The organism is Verrucomicrobiota bacterium (genome assembly GCA_034440155.1).
GTDB lineage: Bacteria > Verrucomicrobiota > Verrucomicrobiia > JAWXBN01 > JAWXBN01 > JAWXBN01.
Map to the genome: position 1 here is coordinate 1 of JAWXBN010000103.1, position 25,433 is coordinate 25,433.

At 49.9% G+C, this 25,433-nt stretch carries 21 protein-coding genes; 8 read left to right on the forward strand and 13 right to left on the reverse strand.

Features of this window, described 5'->3' with window-relative positions; translation table 11 throughout:
• Positions 1-227: hypothetical protein (locus SGI98_10995; protein MDZ4743928.1), on the forward strand; the 227-nt coding region annotated here is incomplete at its 5' end.
• 297 nt (positions 228-524) lie between these two features.
• Here the strand turns inward: SGI98_10995 and SGI98_11000 are convergent.
• Positions 525-680 carry a DUF3309 domain-containing protein gene (locus SGI98_11000; protein MDZ4743929.1) on the reverse strand — a complete coding sequence of 52 codons (156 nt, stop codon included), beginning with the start codon at positions 678-680 and terminating at the stop codon, positions 525-527.
• A gap of 585 nt (positions 681-1,265) precedes the next feature.
• On the opposite strand from SGI98_11000, the gene SGI98_11005 reads away from it, so the two are divergent.
• The 6 genes from SGI98_11005 (at position 1,266) to SGI98_11030 (ending at position 9,118) form a co-directional block, all read left to right on the forward strand.
• Positions 1,266-2,645 (forward strand): aconitase/3-isopropylmalate dehydratase large subunit family protein, encoded by a 1,380-nt coding sequence (locus SGI98_11005; protein ID MDZ4743930.1) that lies wholly within the window; start codon positions 1,266-1,268, stop codon positions 2,643-2,645.
• A 25-nt stretch (positions 2,646-2,670) separates the two neighbouring features.
• Positions 2,671-3,000 (forward strand): hypothetical protein, encoded by a 330-nt coding sequence (locus SGI98_11010; GenBank protein MDZ4743931.1) that lies wholly within the window; start codon positions 2,671-2,673, stop codon positions 2,998-3,000.
• A 26-nt stretch (positions 3,001-3,026) separates the two neighbouring features.
• Positions 3,027-3,581 carry a 3-isopropylmalate dehydratase gene (locus SGI98_11015; protein MDZ4743932.1) on the forward strand — a complete coding sequence of 185 codons (555 nt, stop codon included), beginning with the start codon at positions 3,027-3,029 and terminating at the stop codon, positions 3,579-3,581.
• Between the two features lie 197 nt (positions 3,582-3,778).
• Positions 3,779-6,739: a right-handed parallel beta-helix repeat-containing protein gene (locus SGI98_11020; GenBank protein MDZ4743933.1), complete on the forward strand. Its 2,961-nt coding sequence runs from the start codon at positions 3,779-3,781 to the stop codon at positions 6,737-6,739.
• A gap of 114 nt (positions 6,740-6,853) precedes the next feature.
• The gene (locus SGI98_11025; GenBank protein MDZ4743934.1) at positions 6,854-8,563 is read left to right on the forward strand and encodes a thiamine pyrophosphate-binding protein; all 1,710 of its coding nucleotides are present in this window, start codon (positions 6,854-6,856) and stop codon (positions 8,561-8,563) included.
• 294 nt (positions 8,564-8,857) lie between these two features.
• A complete protein-coding gene (locus tag SGI98_11030) occupies positions 8,858-9,118 on the forward strand; it encodes a hypothetical protein (GenBank protein MDZ4743935.1) in 261 nt (86 codons plus the stop codon).
• Between the two features lie 26 nt (positions 9,119-9,144).
• Here the strand turns inward: SGI98_11030 and SGI98_11035 are convergent, their stop codons facing one another.
• Entirely contained in the window at positions 9,145-10,146 is a 1,002-nt protein-coding gene (locus tag SGI98_11035) for an aldo/keto reductase (protein ID MDZ4743936.1), read from the reverse strand.
• A gap of 56 nt (positions 10,147-10,202) precedes the next feature.
• Positions 10,203-11,738 carry a pseudouridine synthase gene (locus tag SGI98_11040; GenBank protein ID MDZ4743937.1) on the reverse strand — a complete coding sequence of 512 codons (1,536 nt, stop codon included), beginning with the start codon at positions 11,736-11,738 and terminating at the stop codon, positions 10,203-10,205.
• A gap of 216 nt (positions 11,739-11,954) precedes the next feature.
• Between SGI98_11040 and rho the strand changes: the two genes are divergently transcribed.
• Positions 11,955-13,508 (forward strand): transcription termination factor Rho, encoded by a 1,554-nt coding sequence (gene rho / locus SGI98_11045; protein ID MDZ4743938.1) that lies wholly within the window; start codon positions 11,955-11,957, stop codon positions 13,506-13,508.
• Positions 13,509-13,678: 170 nt separating this feature from the next.
• Here rho and SGI98_11050 read toward each other — a convergent pair whose 3' ends face one another.
• From SGI98_11050 to SGI98_11095, 10 genes are all read right to left on the reverse strand, one after another.
• Complete coding sequence (locus SGI98_11050) at positions 13,679-14,320, reverse strand: lysophospholipid acyltransferase family protein (GenBank protein ID MDZ4743939.1); 642 nt, start codon at positions 14,318-14,320, stop codon at positions 13,679-13,681.
• 40 nt (positions 14,321-14,360) lie between these two features.
• Entirely contained in the window at positions 14,361-15,575 is a 1,215-nt protein-coding gene (locus SGI98_11055) for a type II secretion system F family protein (GenBank protein MDZ4743940.1), read from the reverse strand.
• 89 nt (positions 15,576-15,664) lie between these two features.
• The gene (phoU, locus tag SGI98_11060; protein MDZ4743941.1) at positions 15,665-16,342 is read right to left on the reverse strand and encodes a phosphate signaling complex protein PhoU; all 678 of its coding nucleotides are present in this window, start codon (positions 16,340-16,342) and stop codon (positions 15,665-15,667) included.
• Between the two features lie 45 nt (positions 16,343-16,387).
• Positions 16,388-17,188, reverse strand: coding sequence for a phosphate ABC transporter ATP-binding protein PstB (gene pstB, locus SGI98_11065; GenBank protein MDZ4743942.1), 801 nt, complete (start codon positions 17,186-17,188; stop codon positions 16,388-16,390).
• Positions 17,189-17,279: 91 nt separating this feature from the next.
• Positions 17,280-18,971, reverse strand: coding sequence for a phosphate ABC transporter permease PstA (gene pstA / locus SGI98_11070; GenBank protein MDZ4743943.1), 1,692 nt, complete (start codon positions 18,969-18,971; stop codon positions 17,280-17,282).
• A 16-nt stretch (positions 18,972-18,987) separates the two neighbouring features.
• A complete protein-coding gene (locus tag SGI98_11075) occupies positions 18,988-21,324 on the reverse strand; it encodes an ABC transporter permease subunit (GenBank protein MDZ4743944.1) in 2,337 nt (778 codons plus the stop codon).
• A gap of 143 nt (positions 21,325-21,467) precedes the next feature.
• Complete coding sequence (locus SGI98_11080; GenBank protein ID MDZ4743945.1) at positions 21,468-22,445, reverse strand: PstS family phosphate ABC transporter substrate-binding protein; 978 nt, start codon at positions 22,443-22,445, stop codon at positions 21,468-21,470.
• A 91-nt stretch (positions 22,446-22,536) separates the two neighbouring features.
• Positions 22,537-24,006 carry a putative porin gene (locus tag SGI98_11085; protein ID MDZ4743946.1) on the reverse strand — a complete coding sequence of 490 codons (1,470 nt, stop codon included), beginning with the start codon at positions 24,004-24,006 and terminating at the stop codon, positions 22,537-22,539.
• Between the two features lie 311 nt (positions 24,007-24,317).
• Positions 24,318-24,635: a glycosyl hydrolase-related protein gene (locus SGI98_11090; GenBank protein MDZ4743947.1), complete on the reverse strand. Its 318-nt coding sequence runs from the start codon at positions 24,633-24,635 to the stop codon at positions 24,318-24,320.
• The gene (locus tag SGI98_11095) at positions 24,608-25,354 is read right to left on the reverse strand and encodes a glycoside hydrolase family 38 C-terminal domain-containing protein (GenBank protein MDZ4743948.1); all 747 of its coding nucleotides are present in this window, start codon (positions 25,352-25,354) and stop codon (positions 24,608-24,610) included. Before SGI98_11095 ends, SGI98_11090 begins: the two co-directional genes overlap by 28 nt.
• Between the last annotated feature and the right edge of the window lie 79 nt (positions 25,355-25,433).

The window sequence follows — 25,433 nt, forward strand, 5'->3', positions numbered from 1 at the left end:
CGGTTGCCACGGGCCAGAGTTTCTCTGGTTACATCCGGCATTCGGCAAGCAGGGCCGCTCGCCCTACAGAAAAAGGGATTCACCACAGCACTGCTTCCCTCCTTCGAGGCAATTTGCGCGAAAACGGAGATGAAAGCGGACATTCCCCGTATGCCGAAGGGGTGTATCATCAGAAGAAAGAGAGAGATATCTTGTTATTAAAAAGATACTTACAGCTATCTACCTAATACGTTCCCCTCTCCTTTAAAAAACTATTAGCCTGTCCCTTATTTTTGAGGCTAAAGGCCTTGTCAGATAAATAGTTTCAGATATGTGCAGGATGCTGACAAGCGGGCTGCTCGCCCTACAGTGGAAAAAAGATTGTGTGGAGGTTCTTCGCAACTTAGTGCCGCTGCGCATTGACCATGGACGGGACGTCCATGTCACACGAGTTGTACTGCGATTTCAGAACGCTTGGGGCGACCTTGATCCGGAGGAGCCGAGGCCCGGTCCCTCCAGAGCAATTTGCGCGGTTTATCGATTGCTTAGCGATTCGAACGGAAACCACCCATAAAATAGGCGATTAGCGCGATCAACAGGAGCAGACCGACGAGTCCACCTCCGATAGCTGGGCCACCTAGATAAAAGCCGCCGCCACCGAAGAGAAGGAGTAATACGAGAAGTACAATGATTATGTTCATGCTAGTAATGTACCTTTGGTTAGCGGCACTTACTATGGGGTGTTCACCTACCGAGCAAAATCATGGGCCTTTGCGTGAAACTTATTTTTTCCAGAACGTTACTGGGAAGCATCCTCGGTCCCCGCGTCTTTCACCGCCATTTTCGCGCAAATTGCTCCGAAGGTGTTTGGGGCCGGAATGGTTCTAACCGCTGTGTATGCTCGGCGCGTACAATCGGAAGATTGTCCCTCCAGTTGCGAGGAGCAAATTGCTCCCCAGAAGGGGGAAGCAGTGCTGTGGTGAATCCCTTTTTCACGTGTAGGGCGAGCGGCCCTACTTGCCGAGTGCCGGATGTAACCAGAGAAACTCTGGCCCGTGGCAACCGGGCCGGTCGGCCTACACGTGAAAAATCATGGGCCTTTGCGAACTGCGCGAGAAACCCTTTCTTTTAAAACGTCTTCCTTCGTTCGCTTTGTGGTGCAATTTGTTTGGCTATGGCGTTCCTCCACGGACTTGTGCCGAGAAACTGATTTGATCAGGCCTTTTCCTGTAAAAATGCTATTGCAGGAAGGGGCGGAGGCGAGTAAGTTATTGGCCTCTATGGGTATGACTTTGACAGAAAAACTTTTGGCGCGCGCTGGAAAAAAGGCGCGGGTAACTGCAGGTGAAGCCGTTTGGGTCGACACCGATGTGCTGATGACCCACGATGTGTGCGGACCGGGCACGATCGGTGTATTCAAACGGGAATTTGGCAAGACCGCAAAGGTCTGGGACAAAGAAAAGATTGTCATCATCCCTGACCATTATATTTTCACCTCGGACTCGAAATCGAACCGCAATGTGGACATCCTGCGTGAATTCGTCAAAGAGCAAGGGCTGAAATATTTTTACGATGTGATCGACGATCCGGATGGTCACTGGATCTATGACTCGACCAAAAGCCCCTTGCAACGCCAGTACGGTTCACAATTTGCGGGTGTCTGCCACACGGCGCTCCCCCAAAAAGGGCATACCCGCCCTGGGGAAGTGCTCTTCGGCACGGACTCACACACTTGTATGGCGGGTGCGTTTAACCAATTTGCCACGGGTATCGGTAATACCGATGCGGGCTTCGTCATGGGTACAGGCAAATTGCTCATCAAAGTGCCCGAGACCATGCATTTCCGCCTTGAAGGCGCCCTCCAGCATGGAGTGATGGCCAAAGATGTCATTCTCCACATTATCGGGGAGATCGGGTTCGACGGGGCCACCTACCGCGCTATGCAATTCGACGGTCCGGGGGCCTTAGGCCTGACTATGGACGACCGTATGACCATTGCCAATATGGCGATCGAGGCCGGTGGCAAAAACGGCATTTTCCCCTTCGACGAAAAGACCAAGGAAATGGTCGATTACCGCACGAAACTCAACGGGACGAAATCCAGTTATACTCCCGTCGAGATCGATAATGACCAGAGCTTCTGCTACGATCTCGTGGTGGACCTGTCGAAAATCGAGCCGACCGTCGCCTGTCATCCTGATCCGGGCCAACGCAAAAAAGCCCGCGACATGCACGACGTCACCCTCGACCGGGCTTATGTCGGCAGCTGTACTGGGGGGAAAACCAGTGACTTTTTGGAATTTGCCCGCGTGCTCAAAGGGCACAAGGTCAAGATCGACACCTTCGGAGTCCCTGCGACGCCGGAGATCGTGGGTGATTTACAAACCATCATGTGGGACGGTCGCAGTGTCTGGGATATGCTGGTGGATGCCGGGGTAAAAATGACCGAGAATGCCGGTTGCTCAGCTTGTTTAGGTGGACCCACCGATACCTTCGGGCGGATGAATTCCCCCATGAAATGTATCAGCGCGACAAACCGAAATTTCCCCGGACGCATGGGCCATAAAGACAGCCAGATTTTCCTCGCCTCACCGGCCACAGTCGCCGCCAGCGCGATCAACGGGTACATCACCGACCCCCGCGAAATCACTGGTTACGGCAAGTAACCCTTTTCCCCCAAGGAAAACCCCCATGAAAAAATTCATCCCCTCATTTTTAGCATTGGCATTCATGATCATCCTCGTAGCTGGCTGCTCCTCTACCGGCGGCAAAAACGGGGGTTTTAATGATATGCCCTTTGATAAAATGATCGTCACTGAAAATGCGAATTACTGGAAAGTCCCCCCTGGCGGTGGAGCTATGCCAGACGGGGCATTCCACCGGGGTGAACGCATCCGCATCGTCGGACAAGCGGGTGGTTATCTGGAAGTGCAAAACTCCAGTAAAAAAACCTTCTACGTCGAGCCCGACACTGTCGGTGACCTATCGAAGGATCCAGTCCAACCCCACATTTATTTTTAACTGACCAGCGATCAATAGGATTTTTTATGAGTGAACACATCATCAAAGGCAAAATTTTCGTTTGCGCGAATAATATCGACACCGATCAGATTATCCCCGCCCAATACCTCAACCTCGTTCCGACCATTCCGGACGAATATGAGAAGCTTGGTTCATACGCCATGATCGGATTACCCGACCAGCTTTATCCCGTTCGTTACGTCAAAGACGGTGAAAGCAAAACCGAATTCCCCATTATCGTCGCCGGACGGAATTTCGGGTGCGGTTCATCCCGTGAACACGCCCCGATCGCCCTCGGGGCGGCTGGTTGCAAAGCGGTCATTGCCGAGCTATATGCCCGTATTTTCTACAGGAATTGTATCGCGACCGGGGAACTTTACCCCGTGGACTCGGTCGATCGCCTCTGTGAAAAGGTCAAAACCGGTGACGATGGTGTCATCGACTTAGAAAAAAGCACACTGACGGTCAACGGTAAGGATGTCTATTCCCTCAAAGGAATGGGTGAAGCCAAAGACGTGATTGATGCCGGGGGCATTTTTAATTACGCGCGGAAAAACGGGATGATCGCTCCCCAAACATAAATAAGATTTCCCACGCGTAAGGCAAGCGGACTCACTTGCCCTACGCAAAAATCAAAATGTTTCAGGATGTCCGTGATGATCATCCCCATTAGGCACGAGACACGACCAAAGACTGTTTCCTGCACTTGCTTCCTTGGCAAAAAATCTTCCTTGCTCTTTTCCCTGAAGCTGGGAGAGATGGAGCCGCCACCTTTTATATGAAAACCGTTCAAAACGAGTTCATCCTTCCCGTCACCCAAGACAAAGACCAGACCCTCTCTGCGGCCTTGACCCAGGCGCGCAAACTGCGCAAAAGATTTCCCGCGAAAGATATCCGTATCGAGCTGTGTGGAGGCCGCCATGCCCTTGACCAGACTCTCCTGATCGACTCATCCCTGACTCATGAAAGAGGCCACTTGGTTTTTTCCTCAGCACGTGGGGTACATGCATCCTTGAGTGGCGGAAAAATAATCACCGGCTGGGAGCACGCGGAAGTCAATGGTGTCAAATGCTGGGTCACAAAAATGCCTGAAGTCCAAAAAGGACAGCTCTCCTTTACCCAACTCTGGGTCAATGGAAAACGGCGCGAACGCCCGCGCCTCCCCAAAAAAGGATTCTATCATTTTACCGGGTTCGACGGGCAGAACCCGAAAGCTTTTGATTGGTACAATGGCCCCGACCGTATGGAATTCAAAAAGGGGGATATCGGAGAGTTCCACGACATTTCCTCGATTGACCTAACTATCTACCAGCTCTGGTTCGAGATGCGCCACCGCATCAAATCCCTCGACCCCGGAAAATCCGTGGTTCATTTCGGCGGCAAATCCACTGGGCACTTGCTCGATGAAAAAAATGAATACGCCCGTTATTTTCTTGATAATGTCTTTGAATGCTTGAGCGACCCCGGTGAATGGTACTTAGACCGACCCACCGGAAAACTTTATTATATCCCGCTCGAAGGTGAAACGCCGGAACACACCGAGGTAATCGCCCCTGTGATCGGTGAAATCATCCGGATCGAAGGCTCGTCATTAAAAGCCCCGGCACAAAATGTCCTTTTTGAAAATCTCCGCATCGAGCACGCTGACTTCCGCTTACCCGCAGGGAATTGCGGATATGTGCAAGCTTGTGTGGGCATCCCGGCAGCTATCCACCTCTCCAATGCCCGGCATTGTGTCTTTTACGGCTGTGAAATCAGCCATGTCGCCCAATATGGCTTGGAAATCGGTAGCCACTGCCACGGCAATAAAGTCGTCGCCTGTCATTTTCAGGATCTCGGGGCAGGCGGGGTCAAAGTGTATCATGAAGCAGGCAGTGCTGCCATGGGAGTACATGAACCCCTCAAAAAGCTTTCCCGTGATGAAAAACAAAAACAGAACTTCTCTTCAAGTAGCTGGATCACTGACTGCACAATCCATGATGGTGGTAAAATCTTCCCCAGCGCGATCGGTATTTGGATCGGGGACGCTGGCGGCAACCGCATCCTGCATAATCACATTTATGACATGAATTACACGGGCATCTCGACCGGGTGGGTCTGGGGTTACGGCCCCACACGCACACAGGATAACCGGATCGAATACAACCATGTCCACCACATTAACTGGAATGAAGTCCTCAGTGACAATGGAGCCATCTACACCCTCGGTCGCCAACCGGGCTCTACGATTAAAAGTAATGTCGTCCACCATGTCAGTTGTTATGGTTACGGTGGCTGGGGCATTTACCCGGATGAAGGCAGTAGTGAACTCCTCATCGAAGGCAATCTCGTTTACCGCACCGGTCATGCAGGATTCTCCACCCACTATGGCAAAGACCTCTGGGTAAGGAATAATATTTTTGCCTACGCGCGTGATGCCCACTTTAACCCCGGCCGCACGGAAGGTCACCGCACCTCTTTCGTCGAGAGGAATATCATCGCTTGGGATCAAGGTGAAATCAAAGGACACTCCGGACTCTTGGAAACCTCCCGTTACCTTTTCCGTAATAATTTATTCTACAAAAAAATCCCCGGCCCGGTCATGATCAATGGCATCCCGCTGGAGGAATGGCAGAGAACCGGGCAATTTGCCGGTTCATTACTCGTCAACCCTCTCTTCACTGCTATCGATGCTGATGACTACTCCTTACGAGGGGACTCACCCGCCATCAAAAAAATGGGATTTAACCCTCTGGATATTTCCCAGGCCGGACCCCGTTACAGCGGCAAATTGCCCACGCATTACTCCAAATGGGCCTACAATAAAAAAACCGTCAAAAACCCGGTGGTCTCGGTAAAATTATCATTCCGCTCTGAACGCCCCGCAAAAATAAAAGGTTTTACCGAGATCGTTATTGAAGGGGCATTCACCAATACCGGATCACTGGCGGCAAAAGCGAAACTTTCCCTGTCGGTGGAATGTGAAAGAAAAGCCCAGCTCCTCGGGCCCAACCAGATTACTGTCCGGGTCGCCCCCAGTAAAACACTGAAGAAAAAATTCACACTCCTCCTCCCCTCCCTCACACCAAAAGCCGTTTTCTCGGTTTACCCCGATAACGACACCTTCCGGCCCACGTGCTGTTTCTGCCACCCGCCCAAAGCTAAATCCCTGACCATCAAACGCGCCCCCTCGGTGGATTTCCCCGAGCAAATTGCGGTCGCCCTGGCCGACAGCTCCTTCCACATGATTCGTATGGCCCACTTTGAAATCGCTAAAGTCCGTTTTGGTATCTTCGGTAATGCCTTAGGCCTCTGTGTGGATGTCATCGATCTCCAGATCGAACCCAACCACCAGATGCCTTGGGGCTCCAGCAGCATCGAGGTGAATTTCGCCCCGGCAAATGCTCAAGAATACCAAGTCGGTATCGCATCAAATGCTTCAATCAAACAGACCTTCATTGTTCCATCTACCACCAAAACCCCGGCCCAGCTCTACCAATTTGCCAATCCATTTCCGGCATTGGAGATGAATTCCCGTGTGAAGCTCGACTGCCAACCCCGGGAAAATGGTTACCGCATGACAGGAATCATTCCCCTTAAGGAAGCTGGCCTCGAAGCAAATTGCACGGAGTTCATGGTGGAATTCCAAATCAATGGGAAAGTAGCTTCTCACCTGAGTCGTCTCGGAAACACCGCCTTCGGCTCCACGATCCCCAACGGTAACATCGAATATTTCGCCCACATCAAAATCGAAGGGTAGACGGCTAACGTCCTAGCTCCAAAAAATCATTTTTCACACTAGACATAGATTTTAACTGGATGAACTGTATCCTCCTTGCGCCCAGAAAAAAAACCTATTCAAGGAATCCCTCCTATGAAAACGACTGAATATATCCTTAACGCGATCAAGGCCGAAGGTGTCACCCACCTCTTCATGGTGCCCGGCGGATTGATCGACCCTTTTCTCGAAGCTTTTGACCAAGTCCCCGGGCTCATCCCGATTGTCGCTGCCCACGAGGGCGGGGCGGCATACATGGCCGACGGGTATGCCCGTGCCAAAGGCCATTTCGGCGTTTGTTTCTGCATTGGCGGCCCGGGGCTAACAAATACCGTGACCGCACTGGCGGGGGCACTCACCGATGAATCCCCCATACTCCTCATTAGCGGCATCGTTCCCACCGACTGGGATGGGCGCGGGGGATTCCAAGACTCCAGCGCGGCGACCTTCGACGATATCGAGATTCTCCGGACGGTGACATCTGATGAGCTCCAAGTCGATGACGTGCGGCTCCTGAAATTTGACCTCCAGCGGCTGGTCAAACGCATGATGTCTGCCCCGCGCAAACCGGTTCATCTCGTCCTCCCGAAAAATATCCAGAATACCACGGTGGATTTCGTCTATGAGAAACTCCCCGAAAACCTTTATTTTCCCCGCCTGCTCGACCTCGAAGCAACTGCGCGGTTTGCCCCTACGATCAAAGACTCGAAAAAAATCGTGATCTTAGCCGGAGCCGGCATCGAGAAGTCCGATGCTTCCGCAGACCTCATCGCATTCGCCGAGGAATACCAGATCCCCGTGGCCACCACCCTCCGGGCCAAGGGAGTCTTCCCTGAAGACCACCCACTGGCCTTAGGCATTTTTGGTTACACCGGCACACGCCATGCCATTGAGACTATCCTCTCCGATGAGGTGGAGACCTTAATCGTCTTGGGCTCAGGCCTCAACCAGCGCGACACCCTTTTCTGGAATAAAAAATTCCGCCCAGCCAAAGCCCTCATCCAAATCGATAATGATCCCATGTCGATCGGACGCACGTATAAGACTGAACTCGCCATTGTCGGTGACTGTGGTGAATTCATCAAAACAATCCGCTCCAGCCAGGAGGTCACTTCCCTCCTGTCGGCGGGCAGCACCGAACGCACCCGATGGATCGAGTCCATCCGCGCGCTTGGACCCCGTCTTTATGACTTAGACAATACACAAAGTGACGCCTCACCCCTCCACCCCGCACGTGTGATCAGTGACCTGCGCAAGGTCATGCCGCGTGACACCGTGGCCTCGGTCGATTCCGGGGCGCACCGCGCATTTTCCGCACATTACTGGGAGTCCTATGCGCCGCGCGAATACCTCTCCGCCACGAATCTCGGCCCGATGGGCTGGGCTATCCCAGCGGGGATAGGGGCCAAACTCGCCCGGCCCGATAAACCCCATGTGGTCATTACCGGTGACGGATGTATGCTCATGCATGGAATGGAAATCCAGACCGCCGCACGTTTCGGGGTCAAAGTCATTTTTGTCGTCATTAATAATAGTGCCTTGGGCAATGTTTACCTCCGCGCTCGGAAAATGGGACCCACGCCCGCCGCCCTCACGACCAATACCACCCATGACTGGGCGTTATTTGCACAGTCCCTCGGGGTCACCGGCATCCGGATCGATCAACCCCAGGATTTGATTCCCGTTTTCGAACAAGCCCTCGCCGCCCCGGGCCCGGTCCTTCTCGATATCCGTTGCGGTAAAGATTATCCCACCCCCGTGACGCCTTATTCCGAATCCGTCAAGGAATGGACCGACCACGATTAATCTCCTCCCTCATTTTTCACACCTTTATAGCTAAACTCCCCGACCCCACCCGTTCAAAAAATCCAGCAGTTAAAAAAAAACTACTAGCTGCACTCATCAAAAAACGCGAGCGTATCGATGGGATGTACCGCACGCTTTTAAACTATCCCGCGCTGGCCCCATGCGTCGGGGACCTCGGCACCTTCCTCCGGTTCAAGAGCAAATTAGCCCGCAGACGTACGAGAAGTCGTCATTCTCTCGGTCGCCCGGCAACAAAATGCCGCCTATGCCTGGGTCCATCACCTCGCACCCGCCTTGGATAATGGGGTATCTGCCGCTCTCATTGAAAAAATCAGGACCCGCAAGGCACTCCCACCAAAGATAGTTTATTCACAGGCGATCACAGCCGCGCAATTTGCGCTGCAAGGCAAGTCCCAGCCATTGCCCTTGCAAAAATCCCTCACCAAAAAAATCGGGGTCGAAGGGGTTATTGAAATCGTCATGATCACCGGTTACTACTCCATGATCGCCACCGTCATCCAAGCCTTTGATGTCCCCCCCTGCCCAAGGACATGAAACAACCCTTTTAACACTCTCGGGCATTATGCTTGCCGGAATTTATGGGGGCCGAAATCGGCTTCGTAGTAAGGGACGATGACGCCGCCGGGAGGGGAGACTGCATCGAGCTTTTTACGGTCGTCGTCGGTGAGTTTCACATCGAGGACTTTGAGGAAGTCCTCCATTTGTCCCATGGTGCGTGGGCCGATGATCGGGCTGGTGATGGCGGGGGAGTCCTTGCACCAAGCCAGCGCAATTTGCGCGGGTCCCGTATTTTTCTCGCGGGCAATCTGCTCGACACAATCAAGCACATCAAAGGCTTTGTCATTATACTGACGTCCATTGGTGCCGCCGGCAAAGCGGGTATCCGGGGGATAATCTTCACCGCGCCGGTATTTGCCCGTAAAAAAACCTTGAGCAATCGGGGACCAGGGAATCAGGCCAAACCCGTGGGTCTGCGCAAAAGGAATCAATTCCCGCTCGATACGGCGGTCGAGCAAATGGTAGGGCGGTTGCTCACAGACAAAACGGTTTAACCCCGATTCCTTAGAAATCATCAGAGACTCCATGAGCTGCCAAGCGGCAAAGGTGCTGGTGCCGGTATAAAGCACTTTCCCGGCCCGGATCAAATCGTCGAGGGCGCGTAATGTCTCATCCAGCGGGGTTTCGGAATTTGGACGATGAATCTGGTAGAGATCGATGCGGTCGGTCTGGAGCCGCTTCAAGGATGCCTCACATTGTTCGACGATGTGACGGCGGTTATTGCCCCAGGCATTCGGGTCATTGTCCCACATGTGCCCATGGACTTTTGTGGCGAGAATGATCCGGCCACGTTTTCCATTTTGTTTCAGGGCTTTGCCGACAAATTCCTCGCTGACACCCCGAGAATAAATATCTGCCGTATCCAGAAAATTAATTCCTGCATCGATAGCCCGGCCGATGATTTTGGCGGTATCCTCTTCGCCCGTCCGACCGCCAAACATCATACAGCCCAGACAAAGCTCACTGACTTTCACACCGGTGCGACCAAGATTGCGGTATTCCATAGGCCGATATCCTATCATGACGGGGATCAAACCGGAAGGTTAATCCACAGCCGAACCTACTCCAGCCAGAACCAGAAGGTTTTCAGATAAAAGGACGGTGAACCGGGCAGGAGGAAATCGAAGGGTTCGGCTTGGAAATGTTGTTTACGGATTTTGCGTCCGGCCTTCTGGATTTCCATTTTAATGATGCGCTCGAAATCAAAGGGTTTGAGTGTGCCCATATTCGTCGAACAAAATAGGAGGCCGGGACGTTTGAGTAATTTGATCGCGAGAGCGACGAGTTCACCGTAGTTTTTATCCGCCCGGAATACTTTCCCGTCCTTATTCGTCGAAAAGGTAGGCGGGTCGAGGATGACGCAATCGAATTTTCGGCCTTTTTTGCTGAAGCGCCTCATCCAGTCAAAAGCATCGCCGAAAATAAAGTCGTGGCCTTCAACCGGGATTTTATTGGCGGAAAAATTCTTCTTCCCCCAATCCAGATATTTCGTCGAAAGGTCCAGACTCGTCGTGCGCGCTCCTGCGGCGGCGGCAGCCACGCTGAATGCGCACGAGTAAGAAAATACATTCAAGACTTCGACCCCGGGGTTTTGCTGGCACCAATACTTCAGGTCAAAACGGTTCTCCCGCTGGTCGAGGAATAACCCGGCGGAATAACCCTCTTTAAAACTGATCAGAAAACGGAGGCCATTCTCCCGGATATAAAAGTCATCATTCATCAGGTCCCCGGCGAGATGGGTGGGGCCATTAGCCTGTCCACGCACCTTTTTATCGAGCTGCTTATGATAACATGAGATGATCCCCTGCTCTACGAGCTCATCTAATACCCCGGATTGCCCGGCATCCTCTGATTCCGTGGAGACAAGGGCAAATTGTTTATAAATATCGATGAAATATTTGGACGGTTGTCCCTTGGAATAGGGGGCGAGGCGGTAGGCATTTGTCTCCGTACCATCAAAGAGGCATTCCACAAAATCCCGGGCTACCCGGGAAACGGAGGGCTTATCAAAGGCCTCCGGCAGTGCCGCTTCGATAGAGGTGGTTTGGCCCGTGAGCGGATGGAAGAATTCTAATTTACCGGCATGGAGATACATGCGCCCGGATGCCGGGCTATCCCCGGGCATTTTTATCCCGTATTGGGAATCCCCCAGGATCGGGCAATCACTGGATTTGGCATGAATGCGTATCTGGTGGGTGCGTCCGGTCTGTGGTCTGGCCTCATACAGAAAATAGGCGCCGTGTTTTTCAATAAATTCAAACTCCGTAGTGGCGGGTTTACCCGTGATCGCGTCACGGCAGGTCCAGGCATTTTGAGGGGCTTTTTGAGGCGAGAGAAAAAAGTAGGTTTTTTTGATCCGACTGGAGGCAAATTGCTCCGCGAGGGATTTATTAGCCAGGGGTGACTTTGCAAAAAGCATGACCCCGCTGGTCTCCTTATCGAGCCTCTGGTGTAAACCAAGATGCTCTAGATGTAACCGGCGGCATAAAAACTCGTAAAACCCTTCCGGTGCAAGGTCTGCGACCTTGTGGCTGGGTATCCCTGCAGGCTTTTGCACGGCTAAAAAATCGTTATCTTCAAAAAGTATCTTCGGCATGTCAAAAATGCCTATGCACGAAAATACTGCTTGCAACAAGCGCGAAATTTGGCTTACATGTAAAAAGTATTCTTCCTCGTTCATGCAATTTCACCTCGAAATTTAGAACTGCAGGAATCTTTCCGATCATAAAGTGATTAGAAAAAAACCTCATGTATAACCCTATTAAGTTACGCTAAGCAATGACGCAAAAAATGCGTTTGAAGGTCCATTAATATGCCAAGACAAGTAAGGCCAGCAGCGGGCTCACGCCCCACTCGTGCACGTAAACCCAAGAAGATAGCCGTTCCCAAAGATGACGTCAAAAATGTGGAAATTACAGAAAAGGCAGAAGTCGTGCCACCTGTATCTTCTAATCCTGCCGCAGAGATGGGCGCCCGGCTAGCCGCCTATATGAAAGAAGGCCTGACTGTCGAAGAGGCCGTGGTCAAGGCGATGCAGACACCCGCTCCCACACCGGTAATCCCTCCTGTGGAAACAAAAGCTCCTGCCCCTGCTCCCACAGCTCCCGTCACCCCTCCACCCGTATCAACGACACCACCCCCTGAGACTCCTGTGGCGACAACACCTGCTACAGAGGTCAACAAAGCCCCAGAGCCTAAAGCCGCGACTTCCGCAGCGATCCTGCAACCCATTGCCCCAAGGCCTAAACCCACACCGATTCCTGCGCGTCCCCCGGTAATTATCGAGGGTCTTTTGGAAATTTCCGACAAGGGTTACGGCTTCTTGCGTGACCCGAAAAATAATTATCTCCCCCAGAGGACTGATGTTTTTGTGTTACCCGACATTATCCGGATCAATAATCTCCGTGAAGGATTAATGCTCAAGGGTGAAATGGGCCAAAGCAATCGGGGACCACAACTCCGCACCCTCATGGAAGTCAATGGTGATGCTGTCGATAAATACCGGGACTTGATTCCCTTTGACCAGCTCACGACTATTAACCCGAATAAACGGTTTGTCATGGAGACAAAGCCTGAGATCTTGACGACCCGGGTCATCGATCTGGTCGCTCCGATCGGCAAAGGCCAGAGGGGTCTCATAGTCGCTCCCCCGCGCACCGGGAAAACCACTCTCCTCCAACACATCGCCAATGCCGTCACCGTGAATCATCCTGAGGCTTATCTCATGGTCTTACTCGTCGATGAACGCCCCGAGGAAGCCACCGATGTGCGTCGCAATGTCAAAGGGGATGTCATCGCCTCGACCAATGACATGAATATCCAGAGCCATACCCATATTTCCAAAATGGCCATCGATAAAGCCAAACGCCTCGCCGAATCCGGCCGTGATGTCTTCTTGCTTTTGGACTCCCTGACCCGTCTCGGAAGAGCCTTTAATAATAACATGGGTAACTCAGGCCGGACTTTGTCCGGGGGTATGGATGCCCGGGGCATGGAGATCCCCCGCAAAATTTTTGCCGCTGCACGTAATACGGAAGAAGCCGGCTCCCTCACGATCATCGCCTCCGCCCTGATCGATACCGGGTCCCGGATGGACGAGCTGATCTTTCAGGAATTCAAAGGCACAGGTAATATGGAGCTTGTCCTCGACCGCAAACTCGCTGACTCCCGTATTTTCCCCGCAGTGGACATTAATAAAAGCGGTACCCGCCGCGAAGAGCTACTGGTGCCCCCGCATGAGCTCGAGAAAATGAATAAAGTCAGGCGCGGACTAGCCGGTCAACAACCCGACCAAGCCATGGAAAGACTCCTGTCATTCCTCCAGAAATATCCTAGCAATAGCGAATTCCTCCGCCAGATTCCTTGACCGATAACAAGTCCGCACGGGAATCATATTTTTGACACATCAGGAAATCAAAGCGAAGGCAAATTGCGCAGCGAAGCCATGCAGAATAGGGGTCCCTACAAGATTTATTTCCTTCGTGAATTTCGCACCCTACATCGTCAATACACTGACTGCCGATGAGCGAAGATCTTTTAAGCGGGGATTTTGATCAATGCAATTTGCTCTATAATCTTCTCGGAGATGGCTTGGTAGAGGGCCCGTTCATTACCCTGCCATGAGTCGATCATGTCATTCAAGCTGAATGAATCGCCGACTACCACGGTGATAGGAGTAAAAAGTTTGATTTTACCATTCCTCGGCCAAGCCTCGTAACTACCGAAAACTCGGACCGGCAAAATGGGTTTTTTTGATTTGGCGACGATTAAACCGACTCCCGGTTGGGCGGCACAGAAAGCCCCGTCCAACGTCCTTTGCCCCTCGGGGAATAGCAGGATAGCCTGTTCCTGCTTGAGTTTTTTAATCATGTTTTTCAGGCTACTCATGTCGGGACGGTCCTGGTCCACCGGAATCGAATTCAACGCGGTGATGAGCTTGCCAAAGAATGGGTTCTTCCAGAGTGTTTTCCGGGCTAGAAACCAAGTGGTCCTCGGTCGGATTCCCGCAGCGGCCAAAGGCGGGTCAAAGAAACTGGCGTGGTTCATGCAAATGACAAGACCTCCTTCGAGGGGAACCTTGTCCTTGGACAAAAAACGGGCACGATGACACACCTTGAAATAGACAAATGTCACGTAGAGACAAAAAAAGTAAAACCAGTTTTCCAAGAGGTGTTTCATCGGTATGCCTTCATCCGTGCCCGTAAAAAGTGATAATCGGTTATTTGGAAACGACTTCGCTGAGTTTAAAGATCGGGAGGAAAAGGGCCACGACAATACCACCGATAATTACCCCGAGCACGACGATCATGATCGGTTCAAGCAAGGAGGTGAGGGCGCCGAGGGTCGCTTCAATTTCTTCGTCCCAAAAGTCGGCGATTTTATCTAGCATGGCATCTACCTTACCCGTGGCTTCACCGGCCTGGATCATACGGATCAAGACGGGCGGAAAAAGAGGTTCCTTCGCTAAACCCGTAGCCAAGGGGTCACCTCTTTCGACTGTTGCTGAAACCCGTTTGATGGAAGCTTCCACCTGGACATTTCCACTGGAAGCACCGACGATTTGCATAACTTCAAGAATCGGCACACCGCTTCGGATCAACTGGGCAAAAGTCCTGGCAAACCGTGTCAGAGTGATTTTGCGGACGAGCTCACCAAAGACCGGTAGCTTGAATTTATATCCATCCCACCACCAGCGTCCACTGGTGGAATTTAAAAAGGCTTTGATCCCAAAATAAATGCCGCCAACAACCAACGGGGTCGCAATAAAGCCGAGTGGTGAACGGAAGAAATCACTGATATCAACAAGAAACTGTGTCGGGGCGGGGAGTTTCGCGCCGAAGTCCTTAAACACATTTGCGAATACAGGGACGACTTTCACAATCAGAAACATCGTAATCAAAATGGAAAGACCGATGACGACCACGGGATAGGTCATGGCTGATTTGACTTTTTTACGGAGTCTTTCGCTGGCTTCTAAATAGGAGGCTAACCGGGCCAAGATCGGGGCGAGTAAACCGGCTGCTTCACCCGCTTTAACCATGCTGACAAAGAGTTTGTCGAAAACTTTAGGATGTTTGCTAAAGGCTTCAAAAAGGCTGCTTCCTTTTTCCACGGTACTAATCACGTCCTGCAATACTTTCCTCATACCCGCCGCTTTCTTAGGGTCACTCTGCTCATATAAAGCTGTGAGGGATTGGATCAGGGGGATACCCGCATCCACCATCGTCGCCAACATGCGGGTAAACATGACCAACTGTTCATTGGTGACTTTCCCCGTCTTACTGCCTGCTCCGCCTTTAGCCTGTTCCATCGACATAACCACCAATCCCTTGGCGGCTAGCTGGGAAACAGCATTTGAGTCATTGACTCCTTCAATCTTACCGGAAATGATTTTTCCAGATGCATTACGTGCTTGATACTTATAATAGGGCATAAAAACTTATGGTTTTTATAGTGCAAGTAGCCGAAGAATGCAAATGGGAATTAATAATATAATAAAAAAACTTTTCCTGGGTCAGGATGCTATGAGAGGGCATCGGGATGTGAAATATCCTTACCTTCATAAAGATAATAAACTTTTTTCGAAATGTTTTTGCCATGATCGGCCACTCGTTCCCAATGCCTTGAGATCGCCATCAGTAAGAGACAACGTGAAATAGTGCTCGGATCCTCGACCATGAAGCTGGTTAATTCTCGGTAAAGCTGGCGGTTAATCTCATTGACTTCCTTGTCCCGCTCCGAAATTTCGACGACCAAGCCGGGCTTACGGTTGACGAATGCGTCCATGCTGGCCATCAACATTTCCAAGGAAATAGTTGCCATACGTGGAATATCAATAAGAGGTTTGAGGGGCTGCTCATTATTCAGGGTACGCGCTTTTTTGGCGACATTAACCGCCTGGTCCCCGCAACGTTCGAGGTCAGAAGAAATTTTGACCACTGTCAGGACAAACCTGAGGTCTGAGGCCACTGGGGCTTGCCGGGCGATATACAGGACCACCTGGTTATTTAGCTGCATTTCTAATAAATCGATTTGTTTTTCTTCGGCCTGGATGATATCAAAAAGGGAATCATCCCTGTCAACCAAAAGCTTGAGTGCGCGTTTGAGGTTGTTTTCAACCAAACTGGCCATCATGAGGACGTTATCTTTTAGTGACTGCAGGTCTTGTTCGAAGGTGCGTTCCATTTTTGTATAAATCATGTATAATTGTTAATTAGTTTTGGGTTATGGTTAAAAAGGATTTTTTTAACCGAATCTTCCGGTCACATAATCTTCTGTTTGTTTTAAAGATGGGTTAGTGAAAATTGTGGCGGTACGGTCGTACTCGATGAGTTTTCCGAGGTAGAAAAAGGCCGTATAATCCGACACGCGCGCGGCTTGCTGCATGTTATGGGTCACGATGACGATGGTGTATTGTTTCTTGAGCTCGACGATTAATTCCTCAACCTTCGCTGTCGCAATCGGGTCAAGGGCCGAACAAGGCTCATCCATCAGCAGCACCTCGGGCTCGACAGCAATCGCCCGGGCGATACAAAGGCGTTGTTGTTGTCCCCCCGAAAACCCCGTGGCACTATCATGCAAACGGTCTTTGGCTTCTTCCCAAAGGGCGGCCCCGCGCAAACTGCGTTCGACGACTTCATCGAGGATTTTTTTATCGTTGATGCCACCAATCCTCAGGCCATAACAAATATTCTCGTAAATCGATTTAGAGAAAGGATTCGATTTCTGGAAGACCATTCCTACTTTTTTGCGCAATTCGATGACATCAATCTTGTTACTCAGGATATTCTCGCCGTCGAGATTACAAATACCCGTTATTTTCACCCCATCGATCAAGTCATTCATCCGGTTGATACAACGCAAGAGGGTGCTTTTCCCGCAACCTGACGGCCCGATAAATGCGGTCACTTGTTTGTCAGGAATATCCATCTTCACATCAAAGAGTGCCTGCTTCTTGCCGTAGTATAAATTAAGATCCTCGATCTTAATGAGCGTATTAAAATCGGCATTCGATTCGTTCGACAAATCCATCTCCACCCGTTTCATGCCCGCAGGGGCTTGTCGGTGTTTTTGGGTGTCTTGCGATTTTTCAGTATTATCCATGATGATTCCCATAAGACCTTATCAAGTTTAGAGGTTAAGCGAAAGCTCCGGTTTGATATTTTTTGCGGATTTTATCACGGAGCCGGATGGCTACGATATTTAATCCTATAATAATCAAAATCAATAAAAGGGTCGTCGTATAAACCATTGGTTTAGAGGCCTCTACATTTGGTGACTGGAAACCAACGTCGAATATATGAAAACCCAGGTGCATGAATTTACGATCCAAATGGAAGAAGGGGAAAGTTAAATCTACTGGCAATTCAGGGGCGAGCTTTACTACCCCGGTAATCATGAGTGGTGCCACTTCACCAGCCCCACGGGCCATGGAAAGGATAATCCCGGTCAGAATCCCCGGGACACTCGCTGGTAAAACGACACGGCAAATTGTCTGGAATTTTGATGCGCCAAGGGCGAGCGAACCCTCACGAGCACCGCGCGGTACGGCGGCAATGGATTCTTCCGTAGCAACAATGACGACGGGAACGGTTAGTAGGGCCAGAGTGAGTGAGGCCCAAAGGATGCCTCCTGTACCAAATGTCGGTGTCGGCAAATAATCAGAAAAGAATAACTGGTCCATAGTACCTCCGACAAAATAGACGAAAAAGCCGAGTCCGAAAACACCAAAAACGATCGAGGGGACACCGGCCAAGTTATTGATAGCGATCCGTACCGCCCGGACAAATGGCCCTTGACTGGCGTATTCACGCAGGTAAAAGGCTGCCAAAACGCCAAAGGGAGTAACTGCGAGACTCATCAGCACCGTCATGACCACAGTACCGAAAATGGCGGGGAATACCCCCCCCTCTTGATTGGACTCACGGGGGTCATCAAAGATAAATCCCCAGACTTGCCTGACATAAAAAATGCATTTTTCAAATACACTCATGTTATTCGGCTGCCATGCTTCCACAATATTCAAAAGCGGAATGACTTTTTCCCGCCCGTCGGCCGTTTTAAATACCCCAGAATAATCGTCTGCCTCATCCAAGATTTTTTGCGCTTTATCCTTCAATGTCTGGAACTCTTCATTTTTTGCCACCATGAACTGGTTATACTCTTCAATTTTCGACACCTGTTCAGCAGTAGGATGAGTGTTACGCTTTAATTTATTTAGCTGGATGGTAGCTTCTTTGATTTCGTGACTGATCTCCCCGATCTCATGTTCTTTAATTGCTTCCGCCGCTTTCCTTTTCCGGTTTACCAAGGGTAATTCTTTGAGTAAACGCTCCCATGCCTGTCCCCCAGTCGCGATGACGTCATCATTGATTTTAAAGGATTCCATGAACCCATAAAAATTACCATATTCCATCCGTTCTAAGGCTACGCCCAGTTTCGGTTTCATGATGCCGGAGATATTTTCATCGCGGTACCACACAAAGTCAGCCGCATAGATATCACGGTTGCCGACACGAAATTGTGTTTCCGGAATCAAGCGGATACCTTTGCCCTCGGGGATCTCCTCACGGAGAGTGTCGTGCGCCATGAGGATACCCATGACCTTCTGGGTGGATTCCCCGTCCTTGAGGGTAAATTCCGTCAAATCTTTGGGCCAAAAAAATCCCGCCCCATTCGAGACGATAACAAATAACAAACCGACAATCATGATCAGAGCGACCGATAAACACGCCCCGGTGAGCCAAAGCCAATGTTCACCACGCCCGAAAAATTTTCCAAGGGGAAGGGAACCTGTCTGTATTATTTTTTTATTCGAATCAGGATTCATAAATAGTTTTTAAATATTAAACAGCTTTGTATTTTTCGCGTAACCTTTGACGGATCACTTCCGCAAAGGTATTCACCGTAAAAGTCAGGATAAAGAGCAACATGGCGGCGACAAAAAGCACACGGTAATGGGTTTCCCCGACTGGAGCTTCAGGGATTTCAACCGCGATATTAGCAGAAAGTGTGCGCATCCCGTTAAAGGGGCTGAAACTCATAATCGGTGTATTCCCCGTGGCCATCAAAACAATCATCGTCTCACCGACTGCCCGGCCGAAACCGATCATCACGGCGGAAAATACCCCCGGGCTGGCTGTCGGCAGGATCACTCGCGTGGCCGTTTGCCATGGACTGGCTCCCATCGCGTATGACGCGGAGGTAAAGGATTTTGGCACATTCGAAAAGGCATCCTCGGAAATGGTGAAGATAATCGGGATCACGGCAAAACCCATCGCTAATCCGATCACAATACAATTCCTTTGCTCCACCTGTTCGCCGATGGCGCTAAAAATCCATTGGCGGATATCCCCCCCGAAATACGCAAAGTCCATAAAGACACCCACTTTATAACTCAGGAATGCCGCGATGAGTGTCGTCACGATAATGGCAACCAAGTCTACACCTGGGGGTATATTCATTTTGATTTTGATCGGTATTTTATTCCAGAGGAGAGCGGCAATCACTGTCCCTACGGGGATAAAGATCGAAAATAAAAAAATCATGACTAACTTATTTTCAAGTAGGGGGGCCAACCATAAACCGGCGAGGAATCCAATCACCACACTCGGCAGGGCCGCCATGATTTCAATCGTAGGTTTGACATAGGTCTTTATCGACGGGTGCATGAATTGGGATGTGTAAAGGGCCCCGAAGACGGCTATTGGTATGGCAAATAAAAGCCCGTAGAAGGCCCCTTTGAGTGTCCCTACAAAAAGCGGGGTGAGGCTGAATTTCGGCTCAAAGTCATCGGTTCCGCCGGAGGATTGCCAGGAGAATTCGGGTTTATCATAACCTTCATACCAGACTTTCCCGAAAAGTGTTTTTAGGCTGATTTCTGGATAAGGCACATGTATGTCAAAAGATTCAAAAGAACCTGTCCCCGAGAGGGCTAATATCTGGGTGAGCTTCGGAGCGTAAGCCGCCAAGGCGACCGGCCCGGAAATCTCCAAATCCAATAGGCGCCTGTCTGATGTCGAAAAATTTAGGGCTACATGGCCGTTATCCGAGCCTGCTATAAAAGCTTTATTACGCGCTGAAGGGACAATCGTCGTGATGGATCCACCGATTGATTCGAACTTATGGATCGGCTGGATCTTGCGCATCCAGTCACCTTCTTTGGCGCGGACACCGAACCAACCCTCCGTTGTTCCATCGTTAAAACCAAAAACCACGGTGACATCACCGATCAAAAATTCCATGGCTGTAATTTTCCGGTTTACTCCGGATTCATTCACAAAACTATCATAGGTGGCATACGGTTGTGTGAGGTCATTCTCCAGATAGAACTGGTAGAGGATATTTTTGTCCGTAACGACAAAAAGTTTCTCACTGAAACGGTCAATGGCGATTTGGTTGATTTTGCCATCAAAGGCATAATCAACTGCCGTGGCGCTGGGTGCTGCCCCCGATTGAGATTCACGGTCAGTCGAAGCGGCTTCCCCTTCTAATAGCCCTTGGTTCTGCTCCATGAGCTCCACTGCGTCCAATGTCATTTTACCGAAATATACTTTTTGCTCGGCCGTAACCGCAGCATAAACCATTTCCCCTTCTGATGACACTCGTCCGAAGACTTTTTGAATCGGGGCCTTTGTCCCTGGGATGGTAATCATCCCGTATTCCTTAAGGGTGGGGGTGACGATCCGTGAGCCTGTGGACAGGTCGGGGGTGAAGCTGACTTTTGCCAGCAACACATGGCCGTCAGACGTCCCCAAAAAGAGATAGTCAAAGGCTGGTGTGCGGTAAGCGCAGGAAATTTGTTTGCCCGCTAATTTCGTAAAGGGTAGAGCATTGATCATTTGACCTTTCTGGAGGTCATAAAAATCCACTTGGGCGGACTCGCCTTCTACAAAGTAGGCAAAGGTCTGGTATTCATCGACTCCCATAATGAGTGGAGTATGAGGAGCTGCAAATTGTTTTATTTCAGTTTTTACGAGAGGCTCCGCAGTCCCGGGGAGCCAGAGGGGGATCGTTTCTTTCCCAATAAAGAGGAAAATCAGGGCGACAACAAGAATGACTAATATGCCGCCGGACTTAATAATGAAATTGGCTAATTTGTCGATAATCTTGACCCGCCGAGTTACCTTCGGGTCGATTATGACAAATTTTTTGAATTTTGTTTCAGGGGCGATGGTACTCATACAAGTTCGTTTGATCGAGATTTTACAGTCCGAGTCTTTTCCTTAGTCAAAATGATACACTCACCTTTATAAAAAGGGGTTTGGCCATTGGACCGACCAAACCCCCTAAACCTAACCACTGCATAACACGAGGTTAAAAAAAACTATTTACAACTGCTGGATGTCAAGAATTCGTTAGACTGTTTGGTGGTCAGAGGGAAATATCCATCTTTAACCACAACTTCTTGACCTTGTTTGGAGAGAACATAACGGATGAACTCTTTAGTCAATGGATCAACTCCGGTCGGAGGGGCATTGATATAGACGTAGAGGTAACGGGCGATCGGGTACTTGAATGATTCACATGATCTTTGAGTCAATGTTACTGGTTCGCCTTTGTCAGCGATAGCCAATGCTTTGACACCGGAAGTCTTGTAACCGATACCGCTGTAACCCACTGCACCGAGTTCTTTTTCTATACCTTGGACGACGGAGGCTGAGCCGGGTTGCTCTTTCACAGAGGAGGAATAATCCCCGCCTTTGAGAGCGACATCTTTAAAGAAGCCATAAGTACCGGAGGCACTATTACGTCCGAAAAGTGAAATCGGACGATTGGCCCATTCACCGGTTAATCCCAAATCACCCCATGTCCTAGAGGCTTTACCACCACGTTTGTAGGTGCTGGAGAAGATTGTATCGACTTGTTGGAGGGTCAAGCTCTCAAGCGGATTGTCCTTATTCACATAAACGGCCAGACCATCAATGGCGACACCGACTAGGCGGGGTTTATAACCGTATGCCTTTTCGAATTCATCGACTTCAGATGCCTTCATCTTCCGGCTCATAGGTCCGAGCTGGGCTGTTCCCTTAATCAAAGCGGGGGGTGCAGTCGATGATCCTTTACCTTCGATTTCGATATTGACGTTAGGATAATATTTTCTGAATCCTTCAGCCCAAAGGGTCATGAGATTATTTAATGTATCAGAACCCATGGAAGCCAATTTTCCGGAAATGCCGGATTGTGTCTTGTAATTATAATGCCCTGAATCAATCGTGATTTTCCCGACTTCAGCGGCATTAAGCGATGTAGCAGCGAGGGCGAAAGTCGCAAAACCAACAGTGCGTATAAATTTTTTGATCATATTTTCTCTTTTTTAAGGTTAGTAGAGTATTTTTTGGTTATATCAGCAGGGGGCTAATGAAATAACCCCCTGCCCATATTTTATCAAGTAATTAGAATTTTACGATAATATCCAGCTGGAGACGACCCACTTCAGTCGCGGGCTGGGCGAAAGTCGCACCGTATTGGCGTGGGTTCTCACGAATGTCGGAAACAAGAAAGTACCTTGCATTGATGCTCGCAAAATCGGTAAGGGCATAACCCGTGTACCAGACTCCACCAAAACGGTTTACAGAACCGTCTGAGAAGTCGGAATCGGTAAATCCATCATACCAAGCATTTTGCTCGATGTAATTAAAATATCCACCAACCTGCCAGTTACCCTTTGATTTGAGCTGACCGAGCTCAATACCGGCTTGGATACCTGTATTTGCATTAGCCATGCTGGGATTATAAAGAAGTTCTGTCCAAAGTTTAAGCGGAACAGAATCCGACCATGTTTTGGCAAAGGTATAATCACCGTATAAAGTGACTGGACGGATATTGCCCGTCGCATTATTCTGCGAGACCTGACCTGCACCACCCCATTGACCGTTTAATTGATTACCACGACTTGTAGTATTAAGGCCACTAATCCCGCTACCACCAGCGACTCCACCATTTCCTAAACCGGCCATCCAGTAATAATAAGTAGCGGCAAATGACATTTTGTTTTTGTTCTGAAACTTAATATCCACACCACCTTGGACAGGGATTAACCATTGATTTTCGCGGGTTCTATTGCCCGATGCATTGTTAACCACAGTCGGATTTGCGATATTGTCATTAACCACGAATTGTCCGGTCGTAATGAAAGGAGTTAGCTCAGTACCATCCGCATCAAACTTCTTTGTGAAGGTTTGCCAAGCACCACCAGGGGTAATGTCTCCATCCCACATCATATTACTTGATTTGAGCGGGTTTTTGAACTTACCAAAACCAAATGTCGCTGTATCCAGATAAACATTTTGGTTAATGTATTTGACTAAGTCAACTTGCGCAAACGCCTTGGTTACTGCAATTGCGTTAAAGGCAAACGCATCTTGCAAGTCAGCATTATTACTGCGCTGGTCGGAAAAGATGCCTGCTGCGTTTTGTGAAGCAGTACCAAGCTCAAATCCAGCTAAGAAACCTTCAGAGAATTGGTATTCAGCACCGACGCGGAGGCGGATACGGGCGCGCCATTGGTCTTGGACACCAGCTTGCTTGTTATTATTTGACTGTATGTTCCCTGCTGCTGTAGTAGCTGGGTTAGGTGGTGTCGCACTATAACCAGCTTCATTTTGGCGGAGTTCGTAACGGCCGCGGAAATCGCCGTAAAGTTTGAGTTTTTTGACGCTCTTATTGATATCGAGCTTTCCACCGGGGGTGGATTTATATTCTTTGGCCAAATCGGCTTTGATATCTTCAGCTTCTTGTGTCGTCAGGACACCTTTTTGGAGAAGAGCTTCTACGAGCGCTTCACTTTGGAACTGGGCATTTGCGGCGACAGTCAGGCCACAAGCTGCCATGGCTGCAAAGGCCAATGTTTTGAGTCGTTTCATTATTTTTTCCTCGTTAGGTTTTTGTTAGGTTTTATCACTGGAGAAAGCCTTCTTTCCCCAAAATTGATAGCGAAACCTAGAATATCATTGTGACAGACAAAGGTCATTTATGTGACAAAACGGTGACAAAAGAGGTTTTTTTATGCCTCACTCGGTTCTAATACCCAAAAAAGGGGTATGATGGGGAATTTCCTGATGCAGAAGAAAAAAGGACAAGCCGGAGCTTGCCCTTCAGTGACCTGAGATGATTTAACTACCATCGTCTGGATAGACGCTGGTAACAAAAACCAAAATGAGACATGACTTTTTTTCTACTCCAGCTTTACGGTCAAAATCTGGAATGGTTTGGCCGTCAGGGCGATTTGCCCGTCCTGAAGGGTTAATCCTGACACCTCGTCTTCCATCAGGTTAACCAAGGTCGCTTTCTTAAAAGGAAGGGTCGTCGTCAGGACAAATTCCGCTGTCCCCCCATAAGCCTCGAAGAGCCGAATGATTACCGCGTTGTTATCCTCGGCTTTTTTCACCGTGTCGATAATCATACCGGCTGCATTTGTCCCGAAATAACTTTCCGCCCCGGCTGGCCCGGAAGTTTTTTCGAACTTCAGCGGGCGATTAAAATCAAGCGCCATTTGCTGCACCAGCGCATAACGGAACTCATGCTCGCCCCGGTCCGCGACCGGATCAGGGTCATTGGATGAGCGCAGCAGCGACAAGGCCATGCGGTTCCCGTGTACATTCGCCCCGTACTTGCAGTCATTGAGCATGGAGCCACCAAAACCGTATTCACTAAAGTCAAACCAGCGATGCTGGCAAACCTCACGGTCACACGCAGAGCATTTTGCTCCATCACCTTTGCCAAAGCAGCCACAGGCAGGGAGGAACGTTTCTCCAAATGGAATACATCCAGATCCCAAGCATCCCAGAAGAGGGGTTTATCCTCATAAAGAGCTAATTGTCCTGCTGTGGAGGATGCGATTGTATCGCGGCTCGTGGCTTTATGGATCAGGCTCGCTACTTTGCCACAACGCCCGATTTTAGCGCGGATGAATTCATTCTCGATAATAAAGCGACCGTTTTCCTCGGTCAAACTGACCGGATGCTCCACCTCTGTGACGGGTTCCTGCACGGCTACCCCGCATGAGGGGGCGGTGACAATACCCGGTTTCCCGGTTTCAAATTCCACCACCTCCCGGCGCAAGTGCCCGAGAATATTGGTCACACGGTATCTTTCCCCAGAAGCATTTGCTCCCTCATATTTTTGTATCTCTTTCTGCGCAAGTTGCGCCACCAGCGCGTAGTCCCGGTCACTGTCACGGTAAACATCCGTGATGGAATGCGGATGACACAAACCCAGTGTGCAAATTGCTCCTGACAGAAACGAAGGCTAGCATTCCCCCTATCCTGAAAGGATCCCGATCATATAGCCC

Excerpts from the sequence above, each read along its gene's own strand:
- SGI98_11000 (MDZ4743929.1), bottom strand. The coding sequence starts at position 680 with ATGAACATAATCATTGTACTTCTCGTATTACTCCTTCTCTTCGGTGGC.
- SGI98_11005 (MDZ4743930.1), top strand. The coding sequence starts at position 1,266 with ATGACTTTGACAGAAAAACTTTTGGCGCGCGCTGGAAAAAAGGCGCGG.
- SGI98_11010 (MDZ4743931.1), top strand. The coding sequence starts at position 2,671 with ATGAAAAAATTCATCCCCTCATTTTTAGCATTGGCATTCATGATCATC.
- SGI98_11015 (MDZ4743932.1), top strand. The coding sequence starts at position 3,027 with ATGAGTGAACACATCATCAAAGGCAAAATTTTCGTTTGCGCGAATAAT.
- SGI98_11020 (MDZ4743933.1), top strand. The coding sequence starts at position 3,779 with ATGAAAACCGTTCAAAACGAGTTCATCCTTCCCGTCACCCAAGACAAA.
- SGI98_11025 (MDZ4743934.1), top strand. The coding sequence starts at position 6,854 with ATGAAAACGACTGAATATATCCTTAACGCGATCAAGGCCGAAGGTGTC.
- SGI98_11035 (MDZ4743936.1), bottom strand. The coding sequence starts at position 10,146 with ATGGAATACCGCAATCTTGGTCGCACCGGTGTGAAAGTCAGTGAGCTT.
- SGI98_11040 (MDZ4743937.1), bottom strand. The coding sequence starts at position 11,738 with ATGCCGAAGATACTTTTTGAAGATAACGATTTTTTAGCCGTGCAAAAG.
- rho (MDZ4743938.1), top strand. The coding sequence starts at position 11,955 with ATGCCAAGACAAGTAAGGCCAGCAGCGGGCTCACGCCCCACTCGTGCA.
- SGI98_11050 (MDZ4743939.1), bottom strand. The coding sequence starts at position 14,320 with ATGAAACACCTCTTGGAAAACTGGTTTTACTTTTTTTGTCTCTACGTG.
- SGI98_11055 (MDZ4743940.1), bottom strand. The coding sequence starts at position 15,575 with ATGCCCTATTATAAGTATCAAGCACGTAATGCATCTGGAAAAATCATT.
- phoU (MDZ4743941.1), bottom strand. The coding sequence starts at position 16,342 with ATGATTTATACAAAAATGGAACGCACCTTCGAACAAGACCTGCAGTCA.
- pstB (MDZ4743942.1), bottom strand. The coding sequence starts at position 17,188 with ATGAAACGGGTGGAGATGGATTTGTCGAACGAATCGAATGCCGATTTT.
- pstA (MDZ4743943.1), bottom strand. The coding sequence starts at position 18,971 with ATGAATCCTGATTCGAATAAAAAAATAATACAGACAGGTTCCCTTCCC.
- SGI98_11075 (MDZ4743944.1), bottom strand. The coding sequence starts at position 21,324 with ATGAGTACCATCGCCCCTGAAACAAAATTCAAAAAATTTGTCATAATC.
- SGI98_11080 (MDZ4743945.1), bottom strand. The coding sequence starts at position 22,445 with ATGATCAAAAAATTTATACGCACTGTTGGTTTTGCGACTTTCGCCCTC.
- SGI98_11085 (MDZ4743946.1), bottom strand. The coding sequence starts at position 24,006 with ATGAAACGACTCAAAACATTGGCCTTTGCAGCCATGGCAGCTTGTGGC.
- SGI98_11090 (MDZ4743947.1), bottom strand. The coding sequence starts at position 24,635 with ATGGCGCTTGATTTTAATCGCCCGCTGAAGTTCGAAAAAACTTCCGGG.